Source organism: Candidatus Thioglobus sp. NP1, from assembly GCF_003326015.1.
In the GTDB taxonomy this organism is placed as follows: domain Bacteria; phylum Pseudomonadota; class Gammaproteobacteria; order PS1; family Pseudothioglobaceae; genus Pseudothioglobus; species Pseudothioglobus singularis_A.
The window spans coordinates 521,754-548,272 of the sequence record NZ_CP023860.1; the positions used below are offsets into that span (position 1 = coordinate 521,754).

The window sequence follows — 26,519 nt, forward strand, 5'->3', positions numbered from 1 at the left end:
TGATTTAAAGCTTCTGTGATTGTTTTTCAGCTTTCTTTTTTAGGCGCTTCTGTTTAAGTTTGGATAAATGATCAACAAATAAGATGCCCATTAAATGGTCCATCTCATGTTGAATACAAACTGCTAACATTTCATTAGCTTCTATCTCAAACGAAACTCCTTTTTCATTAAGAGCACGCACTTTAATCTCATTAGCTCTTTTAACATTTTCATAATAATTTGGTACTGAAAGACAACCCTCTTCATATTCAATTTCACCACTCTTCTCGATAATTTCAGGGTTAATTAGACACAGAGGTTGATCACAATCATCTGAAACATCAATAACAATAATGCGTTGATGAAAGTTTACTTGGGTTGCAGCAAGACCAATACCAGGAGCTGCATACATCGTTTCAAACATATCTTTTACTAGCTGTTTTATATCCCCATTAACAGCTTCAACTTCTTTTGCAACAGTCCTTAACTTTTTATTAGGGTATTTTAAAATATCTAAAATCATGAGTTAATAATAACAGTGTTATAAATTTTATCGTCCTTGTCAGGGTAATCCTGATTAAAGTGTAAACCTCTACTTTCCTTTCTAGAAAGAGCAGATTCTACAATAATTTTAGATGTTTGGACTAAGTTTCTTAATTCAATCATGTCATCTGTTACAGTATAAAGACGGTAATACTCATCCACTTCTTTGTTAATTTGCTCAATTCTAAAATAAGCTGATTTCAGACGGCTATCACTTCTAACTATGCCTACAAAGTTCCACATAATGCGCCTTATTTCTTGCCACAAATGAGTAATAACTACTTTCTCTTTAGAAGGCTCCACCCTGGAGGAGTCCCAATCATCAACTTTTTGATAGGACCTATTTAAGAGGTTCTCGTTAATATGTTTCGCACACGATTGTGCAAAAACAATACACTCAAGTAATGAATTACTTGCCATTCTATTTGCCCCATGAACCCCAGTATGAGCTACTTCCCCAACTGCGTATAAATTATTGATATTGGATTGAGCATCGATATCTGTATTTATTCCCCCACACGTATAATGAGCAGCTGGAACAACTGGAATAGCTTTATTACAGATATCTATACCCAATTCTTTACAGCGATTTGTGATTGTAGGAAAGCGATCTGAGATCCATTTAGAATCTTTGAATGAAATATCAAGATAGACACAATCATATCCATGAATTTTCATTTCATTATCTATTGCTCTAGCAACAATATCTCTTGGAGCAAGCTCAAGTCGTTCATCATAGTTATGCATAAATTCCTCACCATTTGGCAGAGTAAGTTTTGCACCCTCACCCCTAAGAGTTTCAGATATCAAGAATGACTTCGCATTAGGGTGGAAAAGACAAGTTGGATGAAATTGAGTAAACTCCATATTTGTTATTTCACAGCCAGCCCGATATGCCATTGCAATTCCATCTCCAGTTGATGTGTCTGGATTAGAGGTATAAAGATACGACTTTGACGCACCACCAGTTGCTATGATTGTATTATGAGAAATAAATGGAATTACTTTTTTTGTTTTCTTATGAAAAACATACGCACCATTACATTTGCTATTACTAATAAGAAGATCAACAGCTAAATGTTGATCAAAAATTGTAATATTTTTCTTGTTTTTAGCTGTAGCAAAAAGATTAATTTGAATTGATTGACCAGTCTTGTCTGAAACATGTGCTACTCTCTTGGAGCTATGACCACCCTCAGTAGTCAGATCATAATTACTTCCTTTATGAGAAAACTCTACACCTATTTTTTCAAGCTCTATGATTGCTGATGGCGCTTGTTCAACCATAAACCTTATACTGTCCTTATTACCTAGATTAAATCCTGTATTTAGTGTATCGGAGATATGTGAATTAAAATTATCCTCAGGATCCAATACTGCAGATATTCCACCTTGCGCATAGAATGATGAGCCTTCTAATATTTCATCCTTAGAGATCACTGCAACTGATAGAGAATCTGAAAGCTGAATTGCACTCATTAAACCAGCACTTCCAGAACCAATAATAAGAACATCAAACTGGTATTTATTCATCATAATTAAGTGTCACAAAAAGTTACATAAAGAAAGATTATTACTATTATTTTTTGTATATAATTTCACGCAAGTTAAAACCTACTATATTTAACTTATTTCTCCTTTAAATAGTAGACTAACCCCACACTCTTATTCGAGGTGGGGTTTTTTATTTTATAAGCTTTATATTATTCATCTTTGGCTTGAAAATAATTAATAATTTAGGGAGTAATGTTAAGTTCACTAATACTGCACTAAGCATAGCAACAGTCATAAAGATTCCAAAATAGATACTTGGTATAAAGCTTGATAGTATTAAAACTAAAAATCCTATAGCAACTGTTATTGCTGTATAAAAAATTGCAAGGCCAATGGAGGCATGAGCTCGATACATTGACATAAGATAGTCATCATCCTTAGTTAATTCGTCTTGAAATCGATTAATGTAGTGAATAGCATTATCAATTCCAATTCCAATTGCAATTGCTGCAATAGTAATTGTCATAATATCAAGAGGTATTTTGAATAAGCCCATAATTCCCAAAATTATAAGTGATGGAATAGTATTTGATAAAACGGCTATAAGAGCTATTGAAGCCGATTTAAAAATTAACATAAACATGATGAAAATAATAACAAAGACACTAGCAATTGTTTTAATTTGGGAATTGAATAGACTCTGAAGAAGGTTGTTATATAGGGAAAATGATCCTGTAAAGCGAAAACTCTCTGGACTAAAGTTGAATTCTTCAACTAACTTTTTATTGATGGTATTAATTAATTTATTTCTATCTAATCCATCGGTTGTTTCTTTGACGCGCGCAACAAAACGTATTTGGTCAGTTTCATCGGATATGTGTGGAACAAGAACTTGAGATTTTGCAAATTCTGGCATATTATTTTTACCTAAGACAAGTAAAAAGCCATTTGGTGCTTTACCTTCATTAGAAGTTTTGAGAACCTGCATAAATGTATCAATTGATAAAACTTTTCCTAAGCTATCGAGGCTATTCAAATATTTATGAACTTCATGAAACTCTTCCCTTAAGCCCTCATCTGCCCAGTATGCGTTAGCAACATTATCAAAAACAATATCTAGGGGGACAGTTCCACCTAGCTCTTCATCAATTAGCTTGAGTCCTTGATGAATTTCTGTAGATTTTTTAAAATAATTTATAAAGCTATTCTCAACGGAAAGTTTACTGATTCCAAAAACAGAAATGCAGATAATTATTACTAGAGAGATTAGTATGCTTTTTCCAAATTTATCAGTTATAAATGCAAGATTTTGAACACCTAAGATGTGATCATTATGATTTATAATTTTTGGTTTGGGTAATATTGCCATCATAACTGCAAAAAGCATAAAAGATAAAATAAGAGCAATTGATATACCGATACTCATCATTAAACCAAAGTCAATTACTGGCTGAACATTGCTAAAAGTTAGTGAAATAAAAGCAGCAATTGTAGTTATTGTTGTAAAGGTGCATGGTTTAATCATTTGTTCTAGGGTTTCCCTAGTAAGGTCATTGGTTTTTTTATCTGGATTATTTTTAGATAATTCTCTAAAGCGAACTACTAAATGAATTGTGACTGAAAGAGTCATTACAAGAAGCAGTGAAAAAAAGTTAGCAGAAATAACTGTAACCTTCCAACCAATAGCGCTAATTAATCCAGTCATGAATAAAGCCCCAGTAACACTAATCATAATTGGTAATAAAACCCAACGAATTTTTCGGAAAATTAATGTAAGTATCATTGACATTGCTAAAACAACAGCAAGACTAAATATTACTAAATCACTTTTAATATATGAAATAGCATCATTTCTTATCATGGGAATTCCACCTAAGAAAAGCGTAGCATCATTACGATATTCATCCATTGTCGAGCGAATATCAAAAATCATTTTTTTTAATATTTCATCATCAATTATTACCGTTGGGTCATTAGCACTCAGTGGAATCAATAAAGCAGTTGTTTTTAGATCCTTACTAATTAAGTTGCTTGCGTATAAAGGACTAGTTTTAAACTCATTCTCAATATAATCTAAATCAGCCTTACCATTATCTATTGTGTATACATCACTTGCCAACTCAATTAGAGAAAGAGGTGGTGATTGAAATAAAGATACATCAAGTAAAGAAATTACAGAGTCTACTCCATTAATTTCAAGCAGCTTATCTCTAAAAGATCTCAAGTTAATGAGTTGCTCTGGCTCAATTAAGCTATTCTCAGAAGTATAGCTAATTAAGAGTGATTCATCAGAGCCAAATGTTTTCTGTGTATCTAAATAGAGTTCCAGATTATTATCTCCATCCAATGACAAGGACTCAGATGAAGCATCAAGAGAAAAGTTCTGTATCTGGAGTAGTGATGAACCTATAACTAATATTAAAAAAGACAAAGACCATATTGGTCTCTTAATTAATAGGTTTATAAGTTGAGAAAACATATTTATTATGGCAACTTAAAAAGTAAATTCTGGAAGAGGCTCTGAGCCATTCATTAAATCAATATAAGTCTCAAAAAGAGATTTAGATTTCCATTTATCTCCATCTATCCTCTCAACAAGGGTAGCGTGCATTTGATTTTTTGAGCCAACTACAATAAATAATTTCCCACTTATCTTTAGAGCTCTTTTTAAGTCCTCACTTATAACAGGAAGAGAACAGCCAACTACTATAGTATCAAACTTCTCGTTACCAAGGTTTAAGTTAAGTGCATCCTCATTAACAAGTTCAACATTACTTATATTGAGCACATCAATTTTTTCTTTTGCTGCATCAATTAGCTCTTTATGAATTTCAATACTTTTAACTGACTTAGCAAGTGATGCAAGAACAGCTGTAAAGTAACCACTTCCAGTCCCAATCTCTAAAACATCTTCATGTCCTTTTAGATCAAGTGAGTCTAAAATTCTTCCCTCAATTTTTGGTGAAAGCATTTTTTCAGAATTAGTAAGTGGTATTTCCATGTCAGCAAAAACCAAGTTTTGATATTCTTCAGGAACAAAGTTTTCGCGAGGGATATCAATGAGCGCTTGATTTGCACGAATATTAAGACCACCCCAAGGCCTTATTTGCTGTTCAATTACATTTTTTCTTGCCTGCTTAATATCCATAATTTCCTATTTCTTTTTTCTTGGTGGCATTAAATCAGTAATAGTTCCTTCTGCCATTTCAGCTGCAAATGCCGTTGTTTCTGATAGGGTGGGGTGAGCATGAATTGTTAAGGCAATATCACTCATATCGCAGCCCATTTCAATGGCTAAGCTTGCTTCGGATATTAGGTCACCAGCATTCTTACCACAAATACCCATTCCAAGAATCTTACCCGAATCTGTATCAAATAATCCTTTTGAAACACCCTCACTTCGACCAATACTTAAGCTTCTTCCAGATGCCGCCCAAGGAAAAACTCCTTTTGTAAATTTAATACCACTTTCTATTAATTCCTTTTCAGTTTTTCCAGTCCATGCGACTTCAGGATCAGTATATGCAACTGATGGAATTGTGAGAGCATCAAATCCAGATTTTTCACCACTGATTACCTCTGCAGCTACTTTACCTTCATGAGTTGCCTTATGTGCAAGCATTGGTTGACCGACAATATCCCCAATTGCAAATATATTATCAACATTAGTTTGCATTTGAGTATTTGTTGAAATAAATCCACTTTTATTTACTTCAACACCTGCTTTATCTGCATCAATATCATGGCCATTTGGTGAACGACCGACAGCAACTAAAACTTTGTCAAAGGTATCAGTTGAGGGCGAGTCTTTACCTTCAAAATCTACTTTAATTCCTTTTTTTAATGCAGACATTTTTGTAACTTTAGTATTCAGGAATATGTTCGCATATTGTTTCTTTACTTTTTTAAATAGAGGCATAACAATATCTTTATCCGCTTGAGGAATAATTTGTGCCCCAAGTTCAACCATCGTTATTTCACTTCCAAGCGCATCATAAATAGTTGCCATTTCAAGGCCAATAATACCACCACCAACAACTAGCAATCTTTTGGGAATTTCATCCAATAAAAGGGCATCAGTAGAGTCCATTACTCGACTATCATCAAATGGGAACATTGGGAGTTTTGTTACTTTAGAGCCAGCAGCAATAATACAGTTTTCAAATTCAATTACTTCATCACTACCTTCAAGAGCAGCTTGATTCTTCGAAAGGAATTTTGCATAACCCTTAATTACTTGAACTTTTCTTGCCTTAGCAAGAGCTTGAATTCCACCAGTAAGTTTATTAACTATGCCTTCTTTATTTTTTCTTACAGCAAGAATGTCAATTTTTGGGCTTGAAAAATTTATACCAAGTTCACCTGCATGTTTGGCTTCGTTAATTACCTCAGCAGTATGAAGGAGTGATTTTGAAGGAATACAACCTACATTTAAACAAACCCCACCCAGCGAATCATGAGTCTCAACTAAGGTAACTTCTTTACCAAGATCTGCAGCACGAAACGCAGCTGTATAACCACCAGGACCTGAACCAATTACTAGTAGCTGAGTTTTAATCATAACAACATCTCCATAATATTTTTTAATACATGATTTAGCTCAGCCATAAATCTTGCTCCTTCTGCTCCATCAATAACTCTATGATCATATGAAAGTGCTAAGGGCAGAGTTGGAGTAGGTATAAAAGACTCACCATTCCAAACTGGCTTCATTTGAGTTCTGGATACTCCTAAGATTGCTACTTCAGGCGAATTAATTATAGGTGTAAATTGGGTTCCACCTATTCCCCCTAAACTTGAAATTGTAAAGCCTGCACCCTTCATCTCATTAGCTTCTAAATTACCTTCCCTAGCTTTTGAGGAAATTATAGAGAGTTCATCAGAAAGCTCTATTAAGGATTTTTTACCAACATCTCGAATAACTGGAACAACTAGGCCATTTGGAGTATCTACTGCGATACCTATACTAAAGAATTTTTTTAAAATTAAATTTTCGTTATTTTCATCAAGTGAGGCATTAAAATTCGGATGACGCTTTAAAACTTGAGTTATAGCTTTCATAATGAAAACTAATGGACTTAATTTGATACCCCTTTCTTTTTGATGCTTACGAAAACGTTCCATTTGTTCAACATTAACTTCATCAAATTGAGTCACATGAGGTATAGAGTTCCATGATTTAATCAGGTGTTTTCCTGATTTCTTTTTGATTCTTGATAGTGGTAATATTTCAGTTTCATCACTACTTCCATTAGTAACAATATCTTTAACATAAGACTTTAAATCTTCTTCAAGAATCCTGCCTTTTTGACCAGTACCATTAACTTTTAAAAGACTTACACCAAGCTCTCTAGCTAATTTTCTTATAGATGGAGATGCATGTGATTTAGAATCTGTATTTAAAGAAAACTCTTCTTTAGGTTCATTACTTTCTGGGATTTCTTTATCAATTTTTACATCAGTAGAGGGAATATCTTCAAGGGCTTCTGTATGGACTTTATCCTCTTCTACTATTTTGCTTGTAGCCTCTTTTTTTGCTTCATCATTGTCTTCTGATTCACTTTCTAAAGTAAGAATAAGTTCACCCTGGGCAATCTTATCATCAACTTTAACAGCAATACTAACTACCCTTCCTGAAAAAGGTGCTGGAATTTCCATTGTAGCTTTATCAGTTTCAAGTGTAATGATGCTATCATTTTCATTAATATTATCTCCAACCTTTACCAGTACCTCGATAATATCAACAGAGTCAAAATCACCTATATCTGGTAACTCAACATTTTTTTTAGTAGGCATATAGATTATTAATTAAGCATAATACTTGAAGAACGTAATTATCCCAAAAATCGCTTGATAAAGGCGATAAATGTTAAAATTATTTTGTAAAGTAAAACTTGAAATTATTTATATAATATCTCTTATTTTCTAAACTCATTATTAAAAAAAATATGCCATTAGCTCTTTCTACAAAAAATTTAGCTAAGACTTATTCAAATAAACTTGAAGCTCTTAAAGGGGTAAGTATGAGCGTAGAGGAGGGAGATTTTTTTGCTCTTTTGGGATCAAATGGTGCAGGGAAGACTACAGCAATAGGAATTATAGCTGGACTATTAAAAGCTTCTTCTGGTGAGGTTAAAATTAATGGATTAGAACAAAAAGCTAATGCAAATGAAGTTAAAAAGATGATAGGCTTAATGCCTCAAGAATTTAACTTTAATCCTCACGAGCCAATTATTGAAATTTTAATGAACCAAGCGGGTTATTTTGGTATTCCTAGATCTGAAGCAAAAATTCAAGCTGAGATTTTATTAAAAAAAATGGAATTATGGGATAGGTGCTTCGATGTAGCTCAATCACTATCTGGCGGAATGAAAAGACGTCTTATGCTTGCTCGAGCGCTGATACATAAGCCTAGAATTTTGATTTTAGACGAACCTACTGCTGGTGTTGATGTTGAAATTCGTCAATCAATGTGGCGTTATTTAACGCAGCTTAATAATGAAGGAATGACTATTATATTAACAACTCACTATTTAGAGGAAGCTGAGGCTTTATGCCGTAATATAGCGATTTTGAATGATGGAGTTCTAGTTGAGCAGTCTAATATGAAGAAGCTTCTACTAAGGGCAAAACGTCAAGTTTTAATTATTGATACTGAAGAAGTTCTTCCAACTAAAATTTTTATAGAGAATTGTGATTGTGAAATAATAGATGAAAATACATTACAAGTTTCTCAGGGAGAATCAACCACAATATCAGATGTAATTTCTAGTTTATCTTTGCAAAACATTAATGTTGCTCACTTGCGCAGCTCACAAAACCGCTTAGAAGCATTATTTATTTCACTTACTAGCTAGAGATTATCATGTGGATCGCTTATAAAACAATTGTTACAAAAGAGATACTAAGGTTTGCTAGAATTTGGGTTCAAACAATAGTTCCTCCAGTCATTACTACTTCACTTTATTTACTAATATTTGGAGGTTTAATGGGTGGTAGGATTGGTCAAATGCAGGGTGTAGAATATCTTGACTTCATAGTTCCTGGAATAATTCTTATGACTGTAATTATGCAATCTTATGCCAATACAGTTTCATCATTCTTTATGACCAAGTATAACAATAGTTTTGAAGAGTTATTAGTTTCAACAACCCCTAATTGGGTAATACTAATGGGATTTGTTAGTGGTGGTGTTGCGCGAGGTTTTTGTGTTGGAATAGCTGTTACTTTGACTATTTCTTTTTTTGTAGAATTACAATTATTTAATTTTTTTGTAATTGCAGCTACATTCCTTGTTACATCAATAATGTTTTCATTAGCAGGATTCATTAATGCTGTTTTTGCAAAAACGTTTGATGATATTTCAATTGTTCCTAATTTTGTATTACTTCCTCTAACTTATCTAGGTGGGATGTTTTATAGTATTGATATATTGCCTAGTTTTTGGAGAGGTATATCTTCTTTCAATCCAATTTATTACTTGATGGACTCATTTAGATTAGGTTTTTTAGGTATTGGTTCTGTTGAACTTTGGAAGGCTTTTTTGATACCTATAGTAATGATTGTGATCTTAGCTTTATTGGCTAATAATCTATTAAAAAAAGGTGTCAGTATAAAGACAGAGTAAAATAGTACCCCTACAGATACTACTCCAATAGGGTTTCTTCAAAAGTGTATAATAAGTGTGTAATAGAATCCTTTGTTTAACCTCTCAAATATCAAACGAAGTTTAGACTTTAGTTCAAGTTGAGATAAAATCCTAGTATGAAGAAACTACTCCTACTTATAGCATTATCTTTTATCTCAACTCAGAGTTTTTGTAAAGAACCTCCATTTTGGGGAACAATATTTATTGATCCTAATATTGTTACTGCTGAAGACCCCTCTACTTTTAAAAATATCTCATACAAAGGACAAAGTCCAAGACAAATGTATGACAGGAGAAGTTCTTGGGTTAACTTGCAGGCTTTTTTATTTGAAGCTAAATTTGAAGATGGAAGTATTATTGAGATGCAAGTAAATCCAGAATTTAAAGATAAGTCAATGGCAGAGGTTGAGGCTAAAAAGTATGCCTTCTTAATTGGACAACTTCCAGCAGTTCTTAGAAAAGATATACAAACTTCATGGATTCACAAAGGAGTAAACCCTTTTGGAGGAGGTAATAACAACATATTAATCCATACAGGGCAAACAAAAGAATATGAAGAAAATGGTATTTTAGAAGAAACTCTCATTCATGAAGCCTCGCATACCTCTCTTGATTCATATCATGCTAAAAATTATGCTTGGCAAGAAGCACAACGCAAAGATAATCATTTTATTTCTGGTTATGCAGAAGAAAATCCAATGAGAGAGGATATTGCTGAAAGTTTTCTAACTTACATAGCGGTTAATCATAGAAGTGATAGAATCTCTCCCAAACTTAAGTCAACAATTCTAAAAACCATTCCAAATAGGATTAAGTATTTTGACAATCAGAACTTCGACTTATCTATATACTCAAAATAGATATCCCCCTTTAACTTCTGGTTTAATAAAGTTTATATGTTTAAAAATTCGTTAAAAATTTCAAAAATAAGTTATTTTTTATCCTTAATAGTTATGATTACTATTAACTCAAAAGCGATTGCTGTTGAAGACCTTTCATTTCCATTTAATGCTAATAGTGGAAAGTACTGGCAATACATTAGTGATCAAGTGATGGGAGGTGTTTCTGATGGTGAAGTTACTCTTGAGCAAGATGGAGAAATGTATTATGCAAGACTTACAGGTAATGTAAGTACAAGGAATTATGGTGGTGTTATTCAGTTACGCACAGGAATTTCATTTGTAAATTCTGAAAAAAATGGCAAAAATCTTCAGGGTGTTCGTCTTAACGTAAGAGGCAATGGTGAAACTTATGATATCCATATAATAACTAATGATATGGCTTATTATGGAGACTTTTATTATGCAACCTTCCAAGCTGACTCTGAGTGGAAAATGATTGACTTGCCTTTTAATACATTCGAACGTAAGCGTTACAATACTTCAAAGTTAGATGCTAAAAATATAAGAAGCTTTGCTATTGCAGCTTATGGCCGTGATTTCAAATCTGATGTTTCCGTCTCAATAATAGAGTTTTACTATTAGAGAATCTTTTGTTTAACTTCTCAAACATCAAACGCAAAAGTTGCCTTTATAGGACTTAATTGTTCCTTTCCTAAAATCATATCTGCTGCACGAGCAGCTATCATTTGAGTTGGAGCATTTAAATTTCCTGAAATTATTTGCGGCATAACAGAGGCATCGACAACGCGAAGATTTTTGATTCCATGTACCTTCATTTGGTCATCAACAACTGCCATTTCACCACCCCCCATAGCACAAGTACAGCTGGGGTGATAGTCTGTCTCCGCGGCATCTCTTATAAACTGCTCAATGTCAGCCTCAGATTGTACTTGAGGACCTGGTATTAACTCGACCCCCCTAAATTCATCAAATGCAGGCTGTGAAATGAGTTCACGCGCTTTTTTAAATCCATTCACCATATCAGCTAAATCTTCTGAGTCTTGGAAGTAATTAAATGCCATTAATGGTTTTTCAAGTGGATTTGCAGATTTTAGAGTTACTTGCCCCCTACTGCGAGGTCGCAGATGATCTACATGAATTGAAAAAGCTTGTAGTAAGGATATTTTGTCGTCATTATATTCAAGTCCTACTGGACCAAAGTGATACTGAATGTCAGGGTATGCTATATTTGGACTGCTTTTTATCAGTCCACCCGCTTCCCAAATATTTGAAGTTGCGATTCCCTTTCTAGTAAAGACCCACCTTATACCGGTTGCTAATTTTCGATGAGGTTGATTAACTTTATGTATTGGAAAACTTTTTTTGCACGCGTATTGTAATATGACGCACGAATGGTCTTGAAGGTTTTGACCAACTCCAGGAAGATCGGCATGAATTTCTATGCCATGCTTTTGCAGGTGCTTTGATGGGCCGACACCAGAAAGCATCAGTAAATGTGGCGAGTTTATTGCCCCACCCGATAGTATTACTTCTTTATTAGCTTTTACTGAATGAAGCTTACCCTTATGCTTAAAGGAAACTCCATTTACTGAATTACCAGTAATATTTATTTTCATGACCTGTGCTTTTGTGAGGAGCGTTATATTTCCTCGGGCAAGGGCTGGCCTTAGATATGCTCCAGCAGCGCTGCATCGACGCCCATGTTTTCGTGTTGCATCTAGCCTTGCTATACCTTCAGGATTAAAACCATTAAGATCTTCAGAATAACCCTGTCCAGATTGGCGTCCCGCTTCTTCAAGTGCATCAAACAAAGGATTATCAAATGAACCTTTTGTGACGCCAAGATTGCCACTACCGCCTCGCCACTGATCTTCACCACGATCTGAATTCTCACCTTCTTTAAAATAAGGTAAGCATTGATCATAAGACCATTCCTTTAATCCACATTCAGTTTGCCAGCGATCATAATCTAATGGATGGCCTCTCATATAAACCATTGAGTTAATAGACGAAGAGCCTCCAACAACTTTACCTCGAGGCATTGGAACATTTCTATCAAAAAGCTCTGGTTCATTCTCGGTTGAATAATTCCAGTTAATCTTTGGGTTTCGGTAAGCTTTATAAACACCAGCAGGTATATGGATCATCAAATTGTAATCCATTGGACCCGCCTCTAAAACTAAGATCTTATGTTTCTTACCTTCGCCAAGTTTATTTGCAAGTACACATCCAGCTGAGCCGGCGCCAACTATTACATAATCATAATTTTCCATAAAACTCAACGCTTAAAACACTTAAACAATAGTTTAAATTAACTCTCCCAAGCATATCAAAGGAATTTGGACTTTAGTTCAAGTTGATATTTAATCATATTAAAGTATAAAAATTAGGAGGAAATTGTGAATGCATTCATCGTATCAACTTTTGATGGAACAACTGAAGATTATATGAAAAGTTTAATTGTGTAGATTAAGTCTATTCTCTAGAAAAAATGAATTAGTGATAAAATCACTCTTTTTCATGTCATAGTTATAGATGAGATTTGCTAAATACGAACAACAGTTAAAGTGGTTTGCTCTATTCCTGGGAATCCTAAGTACAATTGCTATTATTAATGACTTGTATCCTTATACAATGTTTATTGGGCTTCCTTTTTGCTTAATCTGGGTTTATTGTGCTTGGCTCCATACTGAGAAACAATTAAAATGGATTAATATAATCTTTACTGGGTTATATACATATGGAATAGTGAATTACTATATTTAATAATGGACGAGTCATTTAACGTATTTGGTGAAAAATTAGAAGTTTGTGGTATGGACCCAGTAACTGGATTCTATCGTGATGGTGTGTGTAATACCTGTAAAGATGACTTTGGTTCTCATACAGTCTGTATTGAAACTTCACAGGAATTTTTAGACTACACAAAATCACAAGGAAATGATTTATCTACTCCTATGCCTGCTTATGGATTTGAAGGACTAGAGCCAGGTGATAATTGGTGTGTATGTACTGGACGTTGGTTAGAAGCAGAGAAGAGGGGTATGGCACCTAGACTAAATTTACAAAGTACGCATATAAGAGCATTGGAAATAATTCCAATGGAGCTCCTTATAAAATATGCAGTAGATGAGTAAATATAAAAAATGACAAATAAAGAGATCACCTGCTTCTTTTGCTTTGAACAATTTGAAGTTTCATTAGAAATAGGTTCATCGTTTATTGGAAATGATATTGAGATTTATGACTGCGAGATATGTTGCAACCCAAATAAACTTGAGTATGAAGTTTATGATGGCGAAATAATCATAAATAATGTTGGTGATGGAAATGAGTGAAATAGAGCAAAAATTTGAAGAGCATCTAAAGCTATGTCAGTTACCTCCTCTTCAAAGACGAAGCCTGCCTTTTGAATGCTATTGGAGAGAATCAATTTTGATTCAAGAGCAAAAGCATATTTTTTCTAACCAGTGGCTTGGCTTAGGAAGGGCTGATAGATTGGAAAATCATGGTGAATATGAAGCCTTTGAGCTTTGTGGTAAAGCCTTAGTTTTAATGCGTGACCAAGATAAAGTATTGAGATTATTTGCTAACACTTGTCGCCATAGGGGCGCAAAACTTTTGGAGAGTACTGGTCAGTGTCAAGCTATCAGTTGTCCTTTTCACGGCTGGACATACTCACTTGATGGCAATTTAATAAATGCTAAAACAATGTCAGAAAATCCTAATTTTGACTTTCTGGATCATTCCCTAATTGAATATGAATTGAAAGATGTTCAGGGTTTCCTTTTTGCTTTTCTGGGAGATCAGCCAACAGATTTAGATACTCAACTTGGTGATTTCTCTGAATTACATCAGCCTTGGTCTTTAGATGAATTAATTACTACCAGGCGCGCAGTCTTTGAGGTGCAGTGTAATTGGAAAGCTTTTTTAGATGTTTTTAATGAATACTATCATTTGAACAATGTTCATCCAACCAGTATTGATAACCTTTACAACATTCCGGAAGAAGCGGATAAAACAACAGGGGATTATGCTAGTCAGTTTGGTTTAACCACTGGTACAGGAGCATTACTAGAATCACATCAATCTAATGCATTGCCAAAAATGGAAAATTTAGACTCACCTTGGAATCTTGGTGCTCGCTATACTTGGGTTTTTCCAAATATGACTTTTGCAGCAAGTCAAGAAGCAATTTGGGTTTACGAAGCAACCCCAATTTCTTCAGGAAGATGCATGGTTAGACAAAGTATTTGTTTTCCAAAAACAACAACAGAACTCCCTAATTTTAAAGAAAAATCTCTAGTCTATTATCAGCGACTTGATGATGCCCTAGATGAAGATATTGCTGCACTAGAAAATCAGCAAAAGGGCCTTAATAAATCGCCTTCTATTCAGGGGCAATTCTCTACATTAATGGAAGCAAATGTTGCAAATTTTGCTCAATGGTATGCGAATAAATTAATATGAAAAAACCACTTAAAATTATTGGCCTATTAATCTTAGCCTGGGGTTTAGTCGAAGGAGCTTTATTCTTTTATAATTTTAAATACATTAAATGTACAGCAGGAATTGAAAACCAACAATTAGTCGCTGAAAAATGCTCTTATTTAAATAAACTAAAATGATAGACTTTCTAATTCCTACCCCTCTAATTATAGGGCTTCTATTAGTCCCTTTCTGTGGGTTATTCTTAATAAAGCGAACGACATATAGAAAAACAGGTATCGCCCTAATAGTTGTCTCTTTAGGCTTTGTATTGTTTGCTTTTATAGGGTTTCTTCTTTCCTGGTTAACAGTTTCAATATTAGATGCTCACCCAGATGGAGAGGCATTAAAATCCTGATTAAGGCCAATTATACTTATGAAAAAACTATTCTTAATTTTGAAAAAATTCATTGACAATATTAAAAGTACATTTAAATCTTATGAAAGATAAAATTTTTTTTGCAAGCAATAATCGAAATTGGACTCTAGTCCAAATTAATATAAAATAATATTATGAAAAAACTTCTCCTAGCTGTATTTATTTCACTCGGTTTAATTGGGTGTGCTAGTAACCTAATTTTAAACGACAACAAGCCAAAATCCATGCCAGTAGTTGACTATGTCGATCTTGATCGGTTCATGGGCGATTGGTATGTAATTGCAACTATTCCGACGTTTCTTGAAAGGGATGCATTTAATCCCATTGAAACTTATCAGCTGAGTAGTGATGGAACTATTGCAACGACCTTCACTTTTAATAAAGGTAGTTTGAACGGTCCAACTAAGATATACCGTCCTCGTGGATTTATTAAAGATAAGCGCACTAATGCGATTTGGGATATGCAGTTTGTCTGGCCAATAAAGGCGGATTACAGAATTGTATATTTAGATGACGATTACCAACAAACTATAATTGGGCGAAATAGTCGAGATTTTGTATGGGTTATGGCACGAACTCCAAGGATTTCTGAACAAGATTATTTAAATTTAGTAACCATGGTAGGCGCTCTTGGATATAACCTAAATGATCTACAAAAAGCAACTCATGAATGAGTTTTTAAACAGATATCATAATTAACAAGGTTGAAATTCTAGTAAGAATATTCTACCTTTATTTCTGAATTTACTTTAATAACTAATGATGGATCAGGTGAAGCAAAAGTAGTTCCATGTTTACTAACATTAGATTTTGAAGGGGGAAGAACTGAAACTTCTATGCCACCTGAACACAAGATCTTTCTTTTATCTACCTCATTCAGAATATATTTAGGAATTGAAGTTGATTGCATCCACCCACAAAGATCATTATTAGACCAATCATCAAGATAGCTGGCATGAGAGGTACTTAGCAAGCTGGAAATAAATAATGTTGAAATAAGTTTTTTCATAAAAACTTTGAGTAATGTGCCTTATTGATTAAGGCACATTTAAAGAGAATTTATAATTTATACATCTAGCAATCTTAGAGCACCATTAAGTAGCTCTTCAGACATACCATGATCGCCCGAACTATGCGCTGCCATACCTTGTTCGTGAAGCATCAAAGCAATACTAATTAATGTTGCATGTTTTGTCTGATCTAACGTTGCAATTTTATCTTCAACTTGTGATGTAAGCATTGGACATGCTCCGGCAAAAGCCATAGAAGGTAACATTAAAATTATAAATGTAAAAGATAGTAATTTTTTCATGACATTCCTGTTTATTATTAAAAGGAACGCCAGTTTACAACGAAATTTATTTCAATTATTGCAATTGGGTAGTGCACTTTTTGTTACATTATGAGATAAGGACTTCTAACTCAACTATAAACTCTCTTTTTCAAGAATTGAAATAGCCTGACTAATCAAAACATTTTCATCTTTATAAGGTTTTGCATCGTCTATTTCGTAATACTTATCTCTAGCAAATTTGTTATAGGTTTCTTTGAGTTTGCCTATGCCTTTATAGTTAATGTACTTTTGAATGCTAGCAAATGGTTTTTTAACATTAACAAGTTTTCTTTTTTCGAGTTCTAGTGCAAGATAATGCAGCGAGAAGTATGAATATTCATCGAGTAGCTCCCATAATGATTCAAAACTCCCGCGAATATATCCTACTCTTACTAATTCACTATGAAGTCTAAGGGCAAATTCTTCTCCATAGGGGCTATCATTTAAATCTCGATCATTAATTTCAAGTTTTATTAAGTAGCCATTTTTATAAGCCCAATCACGCAGTTTTCTTGAGATGTAAAAGCCACTTGGACAGGTTAGAAGGTAGTTCTCTTGTAGTAATTTAAATTCCGAAGTCTGAGTAAGACTCCATTCCATATGCCCATGATTATTCTTTGGGTTATATAAGCCTGAATTGATAACTAACTCTAAGCCTTTGCAATCTTGATAATAAATATCATCAATTTCAAATAGCCTTTCATCAAGTTTAAAGTCTTCGAATCCTTCATTTCCAATACAAGAGGGGCTTAATCCAAGAATAACAAAGAGTGCTTCCTCAAGTTTTAATTTAGGTTTTTGTAATCTAGTCAGAGCAAATCTTTCTCTTTCTAACTTTCCTATTCTATGGGTCCATAGTTGATGGTAGTCATTCCATTGCTTCCAAATTGCTAAGTAAGCCTGATCAAGATCATAAGATGCCCAATCATCTTTATTAATTACACATCTGTAAGCTTCCTTTTCAACCCAGCCTTTATTGACGTATATTTCTATCCAGTTTTGATAAGAAAGATTATCATCTTTAATTTCACCAAAGGCTCTGCTATCTAATTTATCCTTCCAATAATTAAGTTGTGACTGAACTGTCTTAAGCTCTTCTCTTAAAAAGTCTATGGTCTTGGAAGTAATAACTGCAGATGTATCGAATATCATTTCATTTCTCTAATTTTTTTGATATTATTAAACAAAGTCAATTATAGTTAAAAATAAATCACCTTGATACATCAAACTAAATTTCGACTTTTAAAACTTTCTAATTAACTTATAATTTACGAGATTTTTAATGACAAAATAATTATGAGTGGCCAAAGAAGATTTCTAAAAGTATGGGCAAGAACGGTAGGGATGCCAATTGGTCTTAATGATGAGGACAAGCCAGAGTTCCTTCCTATAGCCCAGACAGATGTAAAAAAAGCTTTAGTTTTCAGAACATTCTGGATCTTATTACATGTAGTAACATGCTTACTTATTATTGCGGGTAATGGCAGAGTATTGGGTTGGTGGTAGATATTATGAAGAAATATATTAATATATTTGACACAACTATTTGTCATCGTAATGATGCTTTCCTTTAAGTCTCATTAAATGAAAGACGGAGAGCATGAAGCGAGATTATTTAATGATATGAAGCATATCGTTACATATAAAGATGGCAAGAAGAACGGTAAAGAGACTTATTGGTACCCTTTAGGCCAGAAAGCATCAGAATGTTTTTATGTTGATGATAAACTCGAGGGAGAATTAACAGCCTGGACTGAATTTGGCCAGGTGATTCAAGTTGACTCATACAAAAATGATTTACTTCATGGCAAGTGTTCAGTTTGGAATGAAAAAGGGCATCTTGAATCAGAAATGATGATGAAAGAGGGAAGGCCTTTTGGTAAGTATACTTTTTATGAAGATGGGGTTAAAGTAAAAGAGGGTGTTGCTGAATATCCTAAGAATGATTCACCATATAACTTTGATGGTGAAACAGTTAATTAAGTTTTTAGTTTAATAGGTTTAATCATCCAGAAGAAAAGTTGGCATCTTGTAATACATATCAAGTAGATCTCCATCTAATGAATTTTGAGGTTTTAAGCAAACAGTTTGAAAAACAGTGGAGTAATTCGCAGATGCTGTTGAATAAAACATTGCTTTTTCTTCATTTTCTTTTTTCCATTGTTCGTCTGCAAGATAAATAAAAGTTCCAATAGAATCATAAATTTTTTGACACGTTTCTGTTGAGTAATTTCCAGTTTCTCTTGTCCTATCACCATCTATAATAGCCATTTTATTAATTTCATCAGCCGATATTGAAAAAGAAATTAGTAACAGTGTTGTAAGGAAAATATTTCTCATAAATAAAATTATATTATAAAATTTTAAAACTTAATAACCTCTTCTTCACCATTCATTATTCTTTTTATGTTTGCTCGATGTGTGAAATATATAAATAGATTAATTAGAAAAATGATTAGCGTTGCCTGAAGATTATGACTAGTTATAATAAAATAAAAATAAATTGGCGATAGTAGTGTTGCAGTTAGGGCTGCAATAGATGAAACTTTTATAACCTTTGCTACGATGAGCCAAATAATTGAAAAAGTCAACCCTACAAAAAAATTCAAACCAATTAATCCTCCAAGATAGGTTGCAACTCCCTTACCCCCCTTAAAATTATAATAAATTGGAAATACATGACCTAGAAAAGAACAAAGAAGAATGACAGTCAGTTCAATTAGAGAAAACTCTAAATAATGCCCTATTACTACTGGCATAGCTCCTTTTAAGCCATCGAATAAAAGAACAAAGGCAGCTAATTTTCTACCACCAATTCGAAGTACATTTGTTGCACCTGGGTTTTTAGAGCCTTCTGTTCTTGGGTCTGGGAGACTAAAAATTTTACAAATAATAATGGCACTTGAAATTGAGCCAACTAAATAACTTGCTATTAAAAAATAAAACAAAAACTACTCCTTATTTAATTTGCCATATTGTTTTATGACTAATAAACAAATTATATCAATGAAAACAATTTTTTGTAGTGTTCGAACAATTCTCAAAGGTATCATAATACTTTTTTTTAAATAAATTAATTATGGATATTGTTTTTGTTGAGGGCCTCAAGATAGATACTGTTATTGGAATCTATGATTGGGAGAGAAAGATACGCCAAGATATTATTTTAGATATTGAGATGTCATCTGACATTGCTGCAGCTGCTAAAACTGATCATATCGATCAGGCACTTAACTACAAAGATGTTTGTAAGCGTGTTGCAAGTTTTGTAAGAGAGTCTAAATTTGAACTTGTTGAGACTTTAGCAGAAGAAATTTGTCAAATTATTCTTAATGAATTTGATATTAGTTGGGTGAAACTAAAGCTTAATAAAGGTGAAGCAATTACAGGTGCAACAGGGGTGGGTGTTATTATTGAAAGAACTAATCAATAATGAATTTGCTTCATCTTAATATTGGTTCAAATCAAGATAGACGTAAAAATATTCGTCTAGCTATTGATAGTCTTAACTCAAATTTTTCAAATATTACTTTATCCTCTTTATATGAAAGTCCATCAGAGGGTTTTGCAGGAAGTAACTTTTATAATTTAGGTGTTAATGTTGAGTCAGACCATAATATTAATAATGTAGTAGAAATTTTGCGAAAAATAGAAAACACTCTAGGAAGAGATCGATCTATGCCAAAATTTTCTTCAAGAATTATTGATCTCGATCTTGTTTTATATAATGATGTAATTGATGAGATATTAAATGTCCCTCGAAAAGATATATTAAAGTACGCTTTTGTGATGGCTCCTCTTGCAGAATTAAATCCTCAGGATAGTCATCCTCAATTAGGTGTTTCATATTCTAAGCTTTGGTCAGAATTCCAATCAACTAAGGATTTTGACTTAAATCAGTATAATATCAACAAACTTTTTGATTAAATGACTTCTAACATGAAAAAAATAACCGCGCTATCGTCTCTAATTATTCTCTCAGCTTTTGTATTTTTTACTAACACTACCCAAGCTGAATTTGTTGCTGGTAAAAATTATACTGTTATAGATAAGCCTGTGGAAACTTCAACTGGAGCGAAGGTCGAAGTCAGGGAGCTCTTTTGGTATTTCTGTCCACATTGTTTTTCTGTTCATCCTCTTCTAGATAATTGGTTGCAAACGATGGATCCTTCTGCGCAGTTAGTACTTCAACCCGCTGTCTTTCCAGGATGGGAGTATGGCGCAAGTTTTTATTATGTTCTTGAGGAGTTAGGTGAGGTTAATCGTCTACATGGTCCTCTATTTGATGCAATCCATGTTCAAAAACTAAATTTCAAAACCCAACAAGATTTTGTTACTTGGCTTACTTTAAATGGCATTGATGAGGGAAGGGCAAATAAGGTCTATGAATCTTTTGCAGTTAAAGTTGCTGTTAATAAAGCAAAAGCTAATACTTATAAATATCGTATTACTGGAGTTCCAGCTTTCATAGTGAATGGAAAATATATAGTCAATGCTACTTCAGCTGGCAGTGAAGAAAAGATCTTTGAAGTATTGGATTATCTAATTCAAAAAGAATCTCAATAATAGTGGAAAGGCTCTCAGCCGATACTGTTTTACTATTTTCAGGATTAGATCCAAGTGGTGCAGCAGGAATTGCTGCTGATATTGAAACAATTAATCAGTTTGGTGTTACATCACTTCCTATAATTACAACACTAACTGCTCAAAATACTCAAAAAGTTTTATCTCTTGAGCCAACAAATAATCTTTTTTTAAATGATCAATTTCGATTAATCGATGATGATATTTACTTTAAAACAGTAAAAATTGGTCTTTTAGGATCTTTATCTCAAATTGAAACAATATCAAGGTTACTTAGTACTAGGAAAGATTTTGTCATTATTCTTGATCCTATTATCATGTCCTCTTCAAATAATGAGCTAAGTTCTAATGATATGATTGACATGATGAAAAAAGCACTGATACCTCTTTGTACTTTAATAACTCCAAACTTAGAGGAGTTAAAGCTTCTTGCACCTGGTCTAGATGAAAAATTAGCTGTAAAAAGTTTAAATTGCCCCTGGACTCTCATAACTACTTCTGATAGCTCTGAAATTGAAATTGAACATCGTTTATATCATTATTCTGACCTTATCAGAAAATTCTCATACAAAAAACTTCCTGGGAAGTACCATGGTTCGGGTTGCACCTTATCTAGTGCAATAAGCGCTTTAATGGCAAGTGGTGTAGAAGTTGAGGAAGCATCTAGAAGAGGGCTTGATTACACATATCAAACTCTATTAAATGCAAAAAAGCTTGGTAAAATGCAATATCATCCAAACCGAACCTATCCAAAACAATTATGACGTTTATTGAGCAATGGCTAAGAACTGATATTAGAGATATCAAAGCTTACAATGTGCCTTCTTCAAAAAATATGCTCAAGTTGGATGCAATGGAAAGCCCATTTGGAATTCCTGAGAATCTCCAACCAGATTTTTTAGACTGTCTGAAAAGAGCCCAAGTGAATCGTTATCCTGATGCCAATGCTGAAGAACTAAATACCACTATTAGAAGTCTAATGGATATTCCAAATGACTTAGGAGTTTTGCTCGGTAATGGGTCTGATGAACTAATTCAACTTCTAGCTATGGCATGTAATAGCGGCGATCTAATAATGAGCTTTGAGCCAAGTTTTGTGATGTATGAAATGATTTCGAAGTTTACTCATCTTAACTATGAAGGAATAAGTCTTAATGAAAATTTTGAAATTGATTTAGATATAACAGTTAAGTCCATTACAAGTAAAAAGCCAAAGTTGATTTTTATTGCTTATCCTAATAATCCAACTGGAAATTCATTTGACAATGAAGTCATTAAAGAAATTATTAAGTCCACTGATGCTTTAGTTGTCTTAGATGAAGCTTATTACGCCTATTCTGAAAAAAGCTTTATAGATGAGATTTCTAATTTTCCAAATCTAATAGTACTCCGCACTATTTCAAAAATAGGATTTGCAGGTCTTAGACTGGGGATATTAGTTGGAAGTCAGGGCACCATAGAGCAATTAAATAAATTACGGTTACCATACAATATAAATATTCTGACTCAAGCTAGTGCAAATTTTTTGCTTAAAGAAAAGAAGAATATTCATAATAATGCTAAAACAATTATTGATGAGAGAGGGCGAGTTTTTAAAGAACTTTCACTAATTTCACAACTTACTGTCTTTCCATCTCAGGCTAACTTCATTTTAGTAAAAGCTGACAATATAAATTCTTTAAATGAATTTTTAAAATCTCATGGAATTCTAGTTAAATCCTTTAAAGATGGATCAAAACTTAAAAACTTTCTTAGAATAACTATTAGTAAATTACAGGAAAATAATACTTTTCTTAATTGTATTAAGGATTACTATGGCAAATCTTGAAGAACTAAAAAATTATTGTGATAACTACCTCAATGTTAACAAATTTAAGGATTATTGTCCAAATGGTTTACAAGTTGAAGGATCTTCTAAAGTTAATAAAATTGTAAGTGGCGTAAGTGCAAATTTAGAACTTATTGAGCAAGCAATCGAGGAAAAAGCAGATGCTATTTTTGTTCATCATGGAATCTTTTGGGATAATGAATCGAAAACAATAACTGGAGCAAAGCGTAACAAAGTTGCTTTACTTCTCAATCATAATATTAGTCTTTTTGGGTTTCACTTACCCTTAGATGATCATCCTGAGGTTGGAAATAATATTGAACTTGGAAGACGTTTAGGTATTAAAAATATGACACCAGTTGATGATAGTTTGTTGTGGCAAGGTGAATTAAAAACTAATATAAGCGATTTTTTAAAACTCATTGAAGATAAGTTGAATAGGGCTCCACAAATATATGGAGCTAAAAATCAAGAGATTAGTAAAATTGCATGGTGTACAGGAGGTGCCCAAGGCTTCATTGATGACGCTATTAAACTAAATGTTGATTTGTATTTAAGTGGTGAGGTTTCTGAAAAGACACCAGCAGCTGCAAAAGAAAGCAATATTAATTATATTGCAGCAGGACACCATGCAACAGAGAGGTATGGAATTCAAGCCTTGTGCAGTCATCTTTGTTCCAAATTTAAATTGCAACATAAGTATATTGAGGTAGATAATTCTGTCTAATTTTTTAATTATTTGGTAGTAATATGGAGCGCATAAAATTATCAAATACAATTCATTTAAGTAGAATCATTTATGGAATGTGGCGCTTAGTTAATGATCAAGATATTTCTAAGAAACATGTCAGTAAGAAAGTTAATCTCTGCCTAGATCAGGGAATTACAACCTTTGATCAAGCTGCAGTATATGGTCTATATTCAGCTGAGTCATTATTTGGAGAGGTTTTGAAATCTACTCCATCATTAAGACATAAAATTGAAATAATCTCTAAATGTGGGATAGTTAACCCCTCTAATAGGTATTCAAATGCGAGAGTAAGTTATTATGATACTTCTAAAGAGCATATTTTTAGTTCAGTTGATGCTTCATTAAGTAATATGGGTACGGACTATTTAGACTTACTTTTAATTCATCGACAAGATCCTTATATGGATCATTTTGAAACTGGAAGAGCTCTTGATGAACTTGTTTCATTAGGAAAAGTAAAACAAGTTGGTGTTTCAAATTTTAAACCATGGGATTTTTCTTTATTGCAGTCAAACATGAAGAGTAAATTAGTCACTAATCAAATTGAAATGTCTCTAGCAGCAACTGGCGCATTTACTAATGGTGATTTAGCTTTTCATCAAGAACAAAATACTTCAATAATGGCTTGGTCACCATTAGGTGGAGGATCTATAATTAAGCATCAAGGTCCACTTGGAAGGGCTTTAGACAAAATAGCGCATAGCCAAAATGTTGATAGAGCGGCAGTCGCAGTTGCCTGGATATTGTCTCATCCTGCTAAAATTCTGCCAATCGTAGGTACAAATAATTTGAATAGAATAGCTATGATATCTGATGCTATAAAGGTAAATATGGATCGTCAATCTTGGTTTGAACTTTATACTACATCATTTAATACTGATGAAGAATCATGGCGACTTCCATAATTTGTTTAAAATTAATATTTGAGGCAATTGAGTATATTTATGAATATTGTCTCTAGACCTTCGTATAATTTACACTTTTTTAGTAATTCTGAATTATGAGTAAAAAATATAACGTTGCCATTATTGGTGCTACAGGAGCTGTTGGTGAAACTTTGATTTCTATATTGGATCAAAGGAATTTTCCTATAGATAATTTATACCCTTTAGCTTCTAAACGTTCAGCAGGTTCGAAGGTTTCTTGTTTAGGAAAGTCTTGGACAGTTGAAGAGCTAGATACTTTTGATTTTTCCAAGGTCCATATTGGATTATTTTCTGCAGGTGGTGATATATCAAAAAAATATGCCCCTATTGCTGCTGAACATGGTTGTATTGTGATTGATAATACATCTCACTTCAGGAGAGATGAAGACATCCCTTTGGTTGTTCCCGAGGTAAATTCACATGCTATAGCTAACTATACTAATAGGAATATAATTGCAAATCCAAATTGTTCAACTATTCAAATGTTAGTTGCTCTTAAGCCTATTTATGATGCAGTAGGAATTTCAAGAATTAATGTTGCAACCTACCAAGCTGTTTCTGGAAGTGGTAAAGAAGCTATTACGGAACTTACTAATCAAACTGCTAACTTATTAAATGGTAAGGATGTTGAGGTAGAGGTTTATACAAAACAGATTGCTTTTAATGCCATACCACATATTGATTCATTCCAAGAGAATGGATATACAAGAGAGGAAATGAAAATGGTTTGGGAGACCCAGAAGATATTTGAGGATGAGAATCTCTTGGTTAATCCTACAGCTGTTAGGATTCCTGTTGTATATGGCCACTCAGAGGCTGTTCATATAGAAACTAAGGAGAAAATTTCTGCAAATGATGCTCGTCATCTTCTTGAAAAAGCTGAAGGTGTTATAGTTATGGATGAAAGAAGTGATGGAGGTTATGCAACCCCTTTTTCAGAGGCCACTAACAATGATGCTACATATGTCAGTCGAATAAGAGAAGATATTAGTCACGATAAAGGATTAAATTTATGGGTAGTGTCTGATAATATTCGAAAAGGAGCTGCTCTTAATACCATTCAAATAGCTGAAATTCTCATCAGAGACTATATTGCTTAAGATAAAATCAACTTATGATAAATAAACAGCGCAAAACAAATGAAACTGATATTTCAGTCAGCCTAGAGTTATATGGGACCGGTAAAGCTGATATTCAGACAGGGGTCCCCTTTTTAGATCATATGCTAGACCAAATTGCTCGTCATGGATTAATGGACCTTTCTATTAAGTGTGATGGTGATACAGAAATCGATGATCACCATACTGTTGAAGATATAGGTATTACAATCGGACAAGCATTTTTTGAAGCTGTTGGTGATAAAAAAGGCTTAACAAGATATGGGCATGCATATGTCCCTTTGGATGAGGCTTTATCAAGAGTAGTTGTGGATTTATCAGGGCGACCTGGACTTGACTTAGGGGTAAAGTTTACAAGAGACCGTGTTGGAACATTTGATGTGGATCTTATTAGAGAATTTTTTCAGGGTTTTGTAAATCATGCGCTAGTGACCCTGCATATTGATAATATGAAAGGTGTTAATTCTCATCACCAAGCAGAAACAGTATTTAAGGCTTTTGGTAGAGCACTAAGAATGGCTGTTACTCCAGATGAAAGGCAAGTTAATGTAATTCCTTCAACTAAGGGTTCACTCTAGAGAGGGA

General features: G+C 33.5%; 33 protein-coding genes. 21 read left to right on the forward strand and 12 right to left on the reverse strand.

All coding sequences use genetic code 11. From position 1 onward, the window contains the following. Window positions 1-4 precede the first annotated feature (4 nt). The 6 genes from def to CRN91_RS02695 all read right to left on the reverse strand — a co-directional run bounded on the left by def (window position 5) and on the right by CRN91_RS02695 (window position 7,812). Window positions 5-502 carry a peptide deformylase gene (def, locus tag CRN91_RS02670; protein ID WP_114114906.1) on the reverse strand — a complete coding sequence of 166 codons (498 nt, stop codon included), beginning with the start codon at window positions 500-502 and terminating at the stop codon, window positions 5-7. Beyond that, window positions 499-2,058, reverse strand: a complete 1,560-nt coding sequence (nadB, locus tag CRN91_RS02675) for an L-aspartate oxidase (RefSeq protein WP_114114907.1) — start codon at window positions 2,056-2,058, stop codon at window positions 499-501. Before nadB ends, def begins: the two co-directional genes overlap by 4 nt. A 148-nt stretch (window positions 2,059-2,206) precedes the next feature. After that, window positions 2,207-4,495, reverse strand: coding sequence for an efflux RND transporter permease subunit (locus CRN91_RS02680; RefSeq protein ID WP_114114908.1), 2,289 nt, complete (start codon window positions 4,493-4,495; stop codon window positions 2,207-2,209). A gap of 15 nt (window positions 4,496-4,510) precedes the next feature. After that, window positions 4,511-5,164, reverse strand: a complete 654-nt coding sequence (locus CRN91_RS02685; protein WP_114114909.1) for a protein-L-isoaspartate O-methyltransferase family protein — start codon at window positions 5,162-5,164, stop codon at window positions 4,511-4,513. Between the two features lie 6 nt (window positions 5,165-5,170). After that, on the reverse strand, window positions 5,171-6,577 hold the full coding sequence (gene lpdA / locus CRN91_RS02690; RefSeq protein WP_114114910.1) for a dihydrolipoyl dehydrogenase: 1,407 nt from the start codon (window positions 6,575-6,577) through the stop codon (window positions 5,171-5,173). Beyond that, window positions 6,574-7,812, reverse strand: a complete 1,239-nt coding sequence (locus CRN91_RS02695; RefSeq protein ID WP_114114911.1) for a 2-oxo acid dehydrogenase subunit E2 — start codon at window positions 7,810-7,812, stop codon at window positions 6,574-6,576. Before CRN91_RS02695 ends, lpdA begins: the two co-directional genes overlap by 4 nt. 152 nt (window positions 7,813-7,964) lie before the next feature. On the opposite strand from CRN91_RS02695, the gene CRN91_RS02700 reads away from it, so the two are divergent. The 4 genes from CRN91_RS02700 (at window position 7,965) to CRN91_RS02715 (ending at window position 11,148) form a co-directional block, all read left to right on the forward strand. Further along, the gene (locus CRN91_RS02700) at window positions 7,965-8,873 is read left to right on the forward strand and encodes an ABC transporter ATP-binding protein (protein WP_114114912.1); all 909 of its coding nucleotides are present in this window, start codon (window positions 7,965-7,967) and stop codon (window positions 8,871-8,873) included. An 8-nt stretch (window positions 8,874-8,881) separates the two neighbouring features. Then, window positions 8,882-9,643, forward strand: coding sequence for an ABC transporter permease (locus CRN91_RS02705; protein WP_114114913.1), 762 nt, complete (start codon window positions 8,882-8,884; stop codon window positions 9,641-9,643). Between the two features lie 137 nt (window positions 9,644-9,780). Beyond that, complete coding sequence (locus CRN91_RS02710; protein ID WP_114114914.1) at window positions 9,781-10,524, forward strand: hypothetical protein; 744 nt, start codon at window positions 9,781-9,783, stop codon at window positions 10,522-10,524. A 36-nt stretch (window positions 10,525-10,560) separates the two neighbouring features. Beyond that, complete coding sequence (locus CRN91_RS02715; protein WP_114114915.1) at window positions 10,561-11,148, forward strand: CIA30 family protein; 588 nt, start codon at window positions 10,561-10,563, stop codon at window positions 11,146-11,148. A 20-nt stretch (window positions 11,149-11,168) separates the two neighbouring features. Here CRN91_RS02715 and CRN91_RS02720 read toward each other — a convergent pair whose 3' ends face one another. Beyond that, entirely contained in the window at window positions 11,169-12,800 is a 1,632-nt protein-coding gene (locus CRN91_RS02720; RefSeq protein ID WP_114114916.1) for a choline dehydrogenase, read from the reverse strand. A 262-nt stretch (window positions 12,801-13,062) separates the two neighbouring features. On the opposite strand from CRN91_RS02720, the gene CRN91_RS08740 reads away from it, so the two are divergent. The 6 genes from CRN91_RS08740 (at window position 13,063) to CRN91_RS02750 (ending at window position 16,068) form a co-directional block, all read left to right on the forward strand. Beyond that, on the forward strand, window positions 13,063-13,293 hold the full coding sequence (locus CRN91_RS08740) for a hypothetical protein (RefSeq protein ID WP_020025613.1): 231 nt from the start codon (window positions 13,063-13,065) through the stop codon (window positions 13,291-13,293). Between the two features lie 2 nt (window positions 13,294-13,295). Next, window positions 13,296-13,664, forward strand: a complete 369-nt coding sequence (locus tag CRN91_RS02730; RefSeq protein ID WP_114114917.1) for a DUF2237 family protein — start codon at window positions 13,296-13,298, stop codon at window positions 13,662-13,664. A gap of 9 nt (window positions 13,665-13,673) precedes the next feature. Further along, a complete protein-coding gene (locus tag CRN91_RS02735) occupies window positions 13,674-13,865 on the forward strand; it encodes a zinc ribbon domain-containing protein (RefSeq protein ID WP_114114918.1) in 192 nt (63 codons plus the stop codon). After that, window positions 13,858-14,997: an aromatic ring-hydroxylating oxygenase subunit alpha gene (locus CRN91_RS02740; RefSeq protein WP_254424962.1), complete on the forward strand. Its 1,140-nt coding sequence runs from the start codon at window positions 13,858-13,860 to the stop codon at window positions 14,995-14,997. The genes CRN91_RS02735 and CRN91_RS02740 overlap by 8 nt, the downstream gene beginning before the upstream one ends. 154 nt (window positions 14,998-15,151) lie before the next feature. Beyond that, window positions 15,152-15,373, forward strand: a complete 222-nt coding sequence (locus CRN91_RS02745) for a hypothetical protein (protein WP_114114920.1) — start codon at window positions 15,152-15,154, stop codon at window positions 15,371-15,373. Window positions 15,374-15,528: 155 nt separating this feature from the next. After that, window positions 15,529-16,068, forward strand: coding sequence for a lipocalin family protein (locus tag CRN91_RS02750; RefSeq protein WP_114114921.1), 540 nt, complete (start codon window positions 15,529-15,531; stop codon window positions 16,066-16,068). Between the two features lie 38 nt (window positions 16,069-16,106). Here CRN91_RS02750 and CRN91_RS02755 read toward each other — a convergent pair whose 3' ends face one another. The 3 genes from CRN91_RS02755 to CRN91_RS02765 all read right to left on the reverse strand — a co-directional run bounded on the left by CRN91_RS02755 (window position 16,107) and on the right by CRN91_RS02765 (window position 17,879). After that, window positions 16,107-16,403 carry a transposase gene (locus CRN91_RS02755; protein ID WP_114114922.1) on the reverse strand — a complete coding sequence of 99 codons (297 nt, stop codon included), beginning with the start codon at window positions 16,401-16,403 and terminating at the stop codon, window positions 16,107-16,109. 57 nt (window positions 16,404-16,460) lie between these two features. Further along, window positions 16,461-16,706, reverse strand: a complete 246-nt coding sequence (locus CRN91_RS02760; protein WP_114114923.1) for a hypothetical protein — start codon at window positions 16,704-16,706, stop codon at window positions 16,461-16,463. Window positions 16,707-16,820: 114 nt separating this feature from the next. Further along, window positions 16,821-17,879, reverse strand: coding sequence for a hypothetical protein (locus CRN91_RS02765; RefSeq protein WP_114114924.1), 1,059 nt, complete (start codon window positions 17,877-17,879; stop codon window positions 16,821-16,823). A gap of 144 nt (window positions 17,880-18,023) precedes the next feature. Between CRN91_RS02765 and CRN91_RS02770 the strand changes: the two genes are divergently transcribed. Together CRN91_RS02770 and CRN91_RS02775 are read left to right on the forward strand one after the other, a co-directional pair. After that, on the forward strand, window positions 18,024-18,233 hold the full coding sequence (locus tag CRN91_RS02770; RefSeq protein WP_114114925.1) for a hypothetical protein: 210 nt from the start codon (window positions 18,024-18,026) through the stop codon (window positions 18,231-18,233). A 78-nt stretch (window positions 18,234-18,311) separates the two neighbouring features. Then, the gene (locus CRN91_RS02775) at window positions 18,312-18,710 is read left to right on the forward strand and encodes a toxin-antitoxin system YwqK family antitoxin (protein WP_114114926.1); all 399 of its coding nucleotides are present in this window, start codon (window positions 18,312-18,314) and stop codon (window positions 18,708-18,710) included. Between the two features lie 18 nt (window positions 18,711-18,728). On the opposite strand, the gene CRN91_RS02780 is transcribed toward CRN91_RS02775, so the two are convergent. Beyond that, window positions 18,729-19,067: a hypothetical protein gene (locus CRN91_RS02780; protein ID WP_114114927.1), complete on the reverse strand. Its 339-nt coding sequence runs from the start codon at window positions 19,065-19,067 to the stop codon at window positions 18,729-18,731. 23 nt (window positions 19,068-19,090) lie between these two features. Then, complete coding sequence (gene plsY / locus CRN91_RS02785; RefSeq protein ID WP_114114928.1) at window positions 19,091-19,675, reverse strand: glycerol-3-phosphate 1-O-acyltransferase PlsY; 585 nt, start codon at window positions 19,673-19,675, stop codon at window positions 19,091-19,093. Between the two features lie 131 nt (window positions 19,676-19,806). On the opposite strand from plsY, the gene folB reads away from it, so the two are divergent. From folB to hisB, 9 genes are all read left to right on the forward strand, one after another. Next, complete coding sequence (gene folB / locus CRN91_RS02790) at window positions 19,807-20,160, forward strand: dihydroneopterin aldolase (protein WP_114114929.1); 354 nt, start codon at window positions 19,807-19,809, stop codon at window positions 20,158-20,160. Continuing rightward, the gene (gene folK / locus CRN91_RS02795) at window positions 20,160-20,654 is read left to right on the forward strand and encodes a 2-amino-4-hydroxy-6-hydroxymethyldihydropteridine diphosphokinase (protein ID WP_114114930.1); all 495 of its coding nucleotides are present in this window, start codon (window positions 20,160-20,162) and stop codon (window positions 20,652-20,654) included. The genes folB and folK overlap by 1 nt, the downstream gene beginning before the upstream one ends. Before the next feature lie 12 nt (window positions 20,655-20,666). Next, a complete protein-coding gene (locus CRN91_RS02800) occupies window positions 20,667-21,293 on the forward strand; it encodes a thiol:disulfide interchange protein DsbA/DsbL (protein ID WP_114114931.1) in 627 nt (208 codons plus the stop codon). Window positions 21,294-21,295: 2 nt separating this feature from the next. Then, the gene (locus tag CRN91_RS02805; protein ID WP_114114932.1) at window positions 21,296-22,075 is read left to right on the forward strand and encodes a bifunctional hydroxymethylpyrimidine kinase/phosphomethylpyrimidine kinase; all 780 of its coding nucleotides are present in this window, start codon (window positions 21,296-21,298) and stop codon (window positions 22,073-22,075) included. Then, window positions 22,072-23,139, forward strand: a complete 1,068-nt coding sequence (hisC, locus tag CRN91_RS02810; RefSeq protein WP_114114933.1) for a histidinol-phosphate transaminase — start codon at window positions 22,072-22,074, stop codon at window positions 23,137-23,139. The genes CRN91_RS02805 and hisC overlap by 4 nt, the downstream gene beginning before the upstream one ends. After that, entirely contained in the window at window positions 23,126-23,866 is a 741-nt protein-coding gene (locus CRN91_RS02815) for a Nif3-like dinuclear metal center hexameric protein (RefSeq protein WP_114114934.1), read from the forward strand. Before hisC ends, CRN91_RS02815 begins: the two co-directional genes overlap by 14 nt. A 23-nt stretch (window positions 23,867-23,889) precedes the next feature. Beyond that, a complete protein-coding gene (locus CRN91_RS02820; protein ID WP_114114935.1) occupies window positions 23,890-24,795 on the forward strand; it encodes an aldo/keto reductase in 906 nt (301 codons plus the stop codon). 95 nt (window positions 24,796-24,890) lie between these two features. Beyond that, window positions 24,891-25,916, forward strand: a complete 1,026-nt coding sequence (locus CRN91_RS02825) for an aspartate-semialdehyde dehydrogenase (RefSeq protein WP_114114936.1) — start codon at window positions 24,891-24,893, stop codon at window positions 25,914-25,916. Window positions 25,917-25,930: 14 nt separating this feature from the next. Then, window positions 25,931-26,512 carry an imidazoleglycerol-phosphate dehydratase HisB gene (gene hisB / locus CRN91_RS02830; protein WP_114114937.1) on the forward strand — a complete coding sequence of 194 codons (582 nt, stop codon included), beginning with the start codon at window positions 25,931-25,933 and terminating at the stop codon, window positions 26,510-26,512. The last annotated feature ends 7 nt before the right edge of the window (window positions 26,513-26,519 follow it).